Here is a 5,808-nt window from a genome sequence, read left to right on the forward strand (position 1 = left end):
GAAAATGGCAGCGGGTTAACATCGGGTGTCTATTTTTACCGCATTTACGCAAAAACAGCAGATTCAGGAAAACTGAATTCTGAATCACGGAAGTTGATATTGATGCGTTGATTACTTGTTGATAGGAATTTATCTACTTTAAAGGAGGCCATTATGCCAACAAAAATAAAAAGACTATTTTTTATCGTACTCTTGTGCAGTGTTCCATTTATCGCAAGATCGGAAATAATTATCATCGAAAATGTAAGTGTCGAAGTCCAGGATCTGAAAGGTGATTCGTACCGGCTTTTATTCAACTTTGCACTGCCTGCCCTGCCGGATGGCATCAATATCGATCGTGCAGTCATTAGCTTTGGCGTGAACATAAGCGAGAATTCGGAAAATATAAACTTGTTTGAAATCTTGGCAGCAGACGCCAACGGCGAAATCGCCGCGACAAGTTATAACCAGAATCCTGTAACGGGAAGGATTGGCAAAGACAAGTTGGGTTTAACCCAAATTGACCTGGATATTACCCAGTTGGTAGATTCATGGGTAAATGGTACAGTAAAGAATGATGGTATTTTTGTAGTTTCGCACCGCCGAATTCCCGAAAAGATACTTCATAAAGATAAAATAAACCTGGCGCCTGAATTTAAGCAAGCAACGGTCAAGATATTTTATACGGCATTGCAATAGGAATAACCTTTCTGCATGTGAACTAAGAAAAAAGGTCAGCAAATAAAGCTGGCCTTTTTTGGATATAAAAAACGCTACTTTCTCCTATATTAGCAATCTCTTCTTCAATCCTTCCAATTATTCATCAAAACTCAGTTCCTTTCATTTCTATTTTGATATTCACCCAATCTACCTTAAATTTACAAACATCAACTTTTTTAAAACTCATCTGGTATACCGTTAAAAGGAAGAAATAGAGCCTGAATGGAAAAAAGTACGGATGAAGAACTAATGAGTATGATTCTCAAAAAGAATACCAAAGCATTAAGGATTTTGTACAATCGATATGAGGTGAGTATCTTTAATTATATTTTAAAATATACCGGCAGCAGAGACATTGCCCAGGACTTATTGCAGGAGACCTTTACCAGGGTTTGGTATGCTGCGCATACATTCAGTCAGGAATCCGGAAAATTCAGGGGTTGGCTTTACACCATCGCACTGAATAATACCAGGAATGAGATGGTGAAAAAACGCTACGATTTTCATTATGTGGATGTCACAGAGATAAAAGGAGAACAGGAACCAGCGCATCCGCAAGCGGAACAACCCGATGTGCAACTGGAACATTCCGATTTAAAGGATACCATTGCAAAGGCGTTGGGGAAGTTAAAACCGCACCTTCGTGAAATCATCGTTTTAAAGCAATTTCAACAATTGAAGTTCAGGGAGATCGCCGAGATTACCAAAGTTCCGGAAGGAACCTTAAAGGCCAGGTTTCACCGGGCCATTGCGAAATTAAAACCACTATTAGAAGCGGTGGAGTTTTAGATATGAGCCATCAAAATAAAAATGCAATTCTAAGCTTGTTTTATCATGAATGTACTCAACAGGAAGAAAGCAAACTTCGTGATCATCTGACCGGCTGCGAAGATTGCCGGGAATATTTAAATGAGCTAAATCTGATGGATGCCATTTTGAAGTACTCCCAGGACGAGCAACCGCTGCCGGGAACTATCGATAAAATATTGGCAAATATACCGGCAGAACGGCCAAGGGTAGCACCAGCCAGACCGGAAATGTCAGCGTTGCCATTCTTCCGTATTGGTTTTGTGATGATCTTTATCTTGTCTTTGATCTACTTCATTCAGGACAGGATCAGTATGCAGCCATTCTGGCAGTCTATGCAAGAGATCTGGGTCATTCAAACCGTCGGCAGTTTTGGATTTGTTGCTTTCTTATTTTTGTGCGCCGGCACATTTATAACCCTGGCCCTGGCTCCCATTTTGTATTTTGATGTAAACAAAAATGCGATTCGATTATGATTGAAACAAAGGAACAAAGGCACAAAGTAACAAAGTAAGAAAGATGCACAGAGAGGTGAAAAATATTTGTAGTAAGAATTGGATAATCATTAAAAAGAAAGTTAAAGTAACATTTACTCAAAATAATTGGAGAAAAAATGAACAGGAAAAAATTAATCAAAAAAATGGCGTTACCGGCGGCAATTGTTTTCATGGTTTCGCTTAGTGTGGCAATTATTCAAACCCCTTACTGGAATAATAAATATAAACAACACCAGCAGAGATTGAATGAACATATAACAACGGTCACCGATCAAAATACCCAATATTTGACAGCAACAGCAGAAAAAATAGGAGTGATTTCCAGGACACCGGAAAACGTAGCCGATAACCGGCTGATCAAAGTTATCCAATCCGAACTATTACTCGAACATCAAAAAGTGGATCAGGCAAAACGTTATCTTTGGATGAGCGACAACCGGGGCGAATTTATTTTTGGAGCGCCTTCCTATGCCTTTGTCCAGGTTAATAATGCCTATGATAAAAATGCGGAAACCATCATCAAAGAAGGACTCTATAGCGACCGCAATGACTTTCTCCTTGATGTAATCGATCAGCACAATCAAGTTGATTTTGCGAATGTTGATATTGGTAAAATTAAACAATTACACCAGGATGGAAGGGAGAGCAGCTGGTATTATACGAGAGATCGTGGTCTGATCTTATCAGCGCCTGTGGCCAATGAAGACGGACAGGTACAGGGAACCTTGTTTATAAAGATCGATGATTCGGCTAATCATGAAATGTACTACAGTAACAATAGGGCCCGGGGTGAAGACGCATTTCTTGATTACCAGCCATTATTTATATTTTTTACGGTTATTTCAGGGTTTTTTCTCTGGTTTCTCTTACCCACCTGGGTCTATATTGATGCCCAACAACGTGATGTGAACAATCCCGGTCTTTGGGCATTTATCACGCTTATTTCGTTGATATTCGGTCTCGCCATCTACATGATCACCAGGCCATCGACCATGCGCTCTCACCAATGTCCCCAGTGTGAAAACGAATTAAATGGCACTGGCACTTTTTGTCCGCACTGCGGCTTCGATTTGTCCAACACATATTGCCCGCAATGCCAGTATCCCATTAAACCGGATTGGACCTTTTGTCCGAGTTGCCGGGCAGGATTGGAGGAAAAAGAAGAATTACAACCGGTTGTCGAACCTGAACCTTCACCTGAACCGGCGAAAGAAAAATAGGTGAACAACAAGGTTTAACCGCGGAGAACGCTGAGTTGGAAATGTTTTCCAATATAAAAACCCTCAACGAAATTGATGTGAATTGGAACACATTGATCAGCGCCAAAATCACCAAGCTGATTGCCGTCAATTTTAATGTAAAATTAATTTACGATCGCGATGTATCTGTCAAAAGGCAATTGAAGCAGGCATTGACAGTGAGGTTGACTTATACATTATTGTAAAAGCACAGAGCGGCCTTGGGCCGCGACCAAAGAATTTAGCCACGGATTTTCACTGATTGACACTGATAAAATCCGTTTAGAAAAAAAAATTAAAAACCATTACATTCAATTTGAATTTATAGAAATGTTTTATGTTGAAAAAGTGAAATTAAAAGCTCCATTTATTAAATCCGTGTTTTATCCGTGTTCACCCTGTTAGATACAATTCTTTAGTATTTTCTGGTAAACTTGATGCTTTTATCTAACGGGGTGAATCCGTGGCTATATTATTGTTTTTATTTAAAAGCCGTGTTGTTTGTTGATCTGTGACCTTTCGTAATACTCTTTGTTTTTAGATTGGTCTGACGGATTAACTTATAGCGAATAGATGTATATGAGGTTGCTATGCAAACAAAATTAACGTTACGAATGGAAGATAAATTAATCATCTGCTTTTGATTTTGGGACGACACCGTGCCAGGTTCGGGCAATCATGGTACCTCCAATTTATTATTTTCCTAATGATGAATTAATACTGTTGGTTGAAGTATATTATAAAATATATTCCTTGATAATAACAAACAAAAGTTAAATCTTTTCGAAGAGAAGATTACTTTAAAGCTTGGACTCATTGGATTTTATTGCTCGTAATTATTTACAGAAAATGCCAATTCCTTTAAATTGAAATTAAAAATGTTGCACTTTGAGAAGAATAAGATGCCAAGTCAATCACCCATTAATCCATTTCTGCAGAAACAAGGATTTGTTCTGTTGGATGGCGGTCTGGCCACGGAATTGGAACGCCTGGGCCATAATCTAAATCATCGGTTGTGGTCTGCACGCTTGCTGATGAACAAGCCAGAAGAAATCCGCAAGGTTCATTTATCCTATCTAAAAGCAGGATCTGACTGCATTACTTCTGCCAGTTACCAGGCGAGTGTTCCCGGTTTTATATCAGAAGGGAAAACAGAGAAGGAGGCAAAATCTCTTTTAAAAAGCGCCGTAGAACTGGCTTGTGAAACCCGTGATGACTATTTTCAAAGTTCTAAGTTTCAACATAACTATCGAATTCGTCCTATTGTGGCAGCGAGTATCGGACCGTACGGAGCGTATTTAGCCGATGGCTCAGAATATACGGGAAATTATGGGATTTCAACTAGTAAGCTGCGTGCTTTTCATAACCCCCGTTGGGAAGTGCTCGCAGATTCTTCCGCAGATATATTTGCCTGCGAGACAATCCCTAGCCTCCAAGAAGCTGAAGTATTGCGGGAATTGCTATCTGAGACGCCAGACATTTATGCCTGGATCAGCTTTTCCTGTAAAGATGAAAAGGACATAAGTGATGGTACGACCCTGAAAGAGGCCGTCTCTCTATTTGAAAATTGCCAACAAGTTGTAGCCGTCGGAATAAATTGTACGGCGCCGCGATATATTTCATCTTTGATTGAAGAGGCACAACGAGGAGCACCGACCAAATCAATCATTGTATACCCGAATTCAGGAGAGATTTACGATCCGATCCGAAAAATTTGGATCGGGACATCCGATCCCATGGATTTTAGTAAAGCAAGTCTGGATTGGTATGATCAGGGAGCGTCATTGATTGGTGGTTGTTGTCGAACAGGTCCTCATCATATTAAAGCGATGAGGGAAGCTTTATTGGAGACGAATTTGGGAAAATTACACAACTAATCAAGAGGGTGGTTTTGTAAAACACTCCTGTTATTTTAATGAGAAGGACGTGAATAACAAGGTTCTGCTATATTGATTTGAGGATTGAATTGAATTTTTTTACTTAAACTAGGTAGACCTATTTGTAGTATAAAAAAAAGGAGAAAATCATGATTGAAATAGAAGAAAAAACAGATAGTTCGCCTATGTGCCCTTTTTGCAAAGTTGAGGTAAAAAAAGTCTTCTACCAGAAAATGGCTGGTTTTTTTGGCAAACGATATATTTATTTTTGTGAGCATTGCAAATCGATTTTAGGCGTATCCCAGCGTAAAGGATTTTGGATGGGTTGATTGTGATGTAGCAAAGTAATTTTAATGATGAATAACATCAAAGAGGAATTTGTTAAATCAATAAAACATAGAGGATTTGGGTTTATCGCAAGTTGATTATCTCACAGGAACGATTATTCCAAATTAGATAATACCGCGTTCCGCGTATGTATGGGGAGATGGATTTTAATTATCCGGAGTCATAAACTAAGAACTTAGCAAGAATCGGGTGGAGTGTTGTTTATAACCGGAGTAACTTAGTGGTCTGTTTCATAAATTCGGTGACGTATTTTTAAACGGAGCTATAAGCTGTAGTAATTTGTTTATCTCAATTACCCCTCCTAACCTCCCCTTATCAAGGGGAGGAATTTCCCCTCCTTGT

General features: G+C 39.2%; 7 protein-coding genes. All 7 read left to right on the forward strand.

Annotated elements, in window-relative coordinates; all coding sequences use genetic code 11:
* Positions 1 to 153: 153 nt before the first annotated feature.
* The 7 genes from IIC38_19690 to IIC38_19720 all read left to right on the forward strand — a co-directional run bounded on the left by IIC38_19690 (position 154) and on the right by IIC38_19720 (position 5,447).
* On the forward strand, positions 154 to 678 hold the full coding sequence (locus IIC38_19690; GenBank protein ID MCH8128145.1) for a DNRLRE domain-containing protein: 525 nt from the start codon (positions 154 to 156) through the stop codon (positions 676 to 678).
* Between the two features lie 243 nt (positions 679 to 921).
* The gene (locus IIC38_19695) at positions 922 to 1,488 is read left to right on the forward strand and encodes an RNA polymerase sigma factor (GenBank protein MCH8128146.1); all 567 of its coding nucleotides are present in this window, start codon (positions 922 to 924) and stop codon (positions 1,486 to 1,488) included.
* A 2-nt stretch (positions 1,489 to 1,490) separates the two neighbouring features.
* Positions 1,491 to 1,982, forward strand: coding sequence for a hypothetical protein (locus tag IIC38_19700; protein MCH8128147.1), 492 nt, complete (start codon positions 1,491 to 1,493; stop codon positions 1,980 to 1,982).
* A gap of 137 nt (positions 1,983 to 2,119) precedes the next feature.
* Positions 2,120 to 3,223, forward strand: a complete 1,104-nt coding sequence (locus tag IIC38_19705; protein MCH8128148.1) for a zinc ribbon domain-containing protein — start codon at positions 2,120 to 2,122, stop codon at positions 3,221 to 3,223.
* 41 nt (positions 3,224 to 3,264) lie between these two features.
* A complete protein-coding gene (locus IIC38_19710; GenBank protein ID MCH8128149.1) occupies positions 3,265 to 3,447 on the forward strand; it encodes a hypothetical protein in 183 nt (60 codons plus the stop codon).
* A gap of 696 nt (positions 3,448 to 4,143) precedes the next feature.
* Positions 4,144 to 5,118: a homocysteine S-methyltransferase gene (gene mmuM / locus IIC38_19715; protein ID MCH8128150.1), complete on the forward strand. Its 975-nt coding sequence runs from the start codon at positions 4,144 to 4,146 to the stop codon at positions 5,116 to 5,118.
* Between the two features lie 149 nt (positions 5,119 to 5,267).
* On the forward strand, positions 5,268 to 5,447 hold the full coding sequence (locus IIC38_19720; GenBank protein MCH8128151.1) for a hypothetical protein: 180 nt from the start codon (positions 5,268 to 5,270) through the stop codon (positions 5,445 to 5,447).
* Positions 5,448 to 5,808 lie beyond the last annotated feature (361 nt).

Source organism: candidate division KSB1 bacterium (assembly GCA_022566355.1).
In the GTDB taxonomy this organism is placed as follows: Bacteria; Zhuqueibacterota; JdFR-76; order JdFR-76; family DREG01; genus JADFJB01.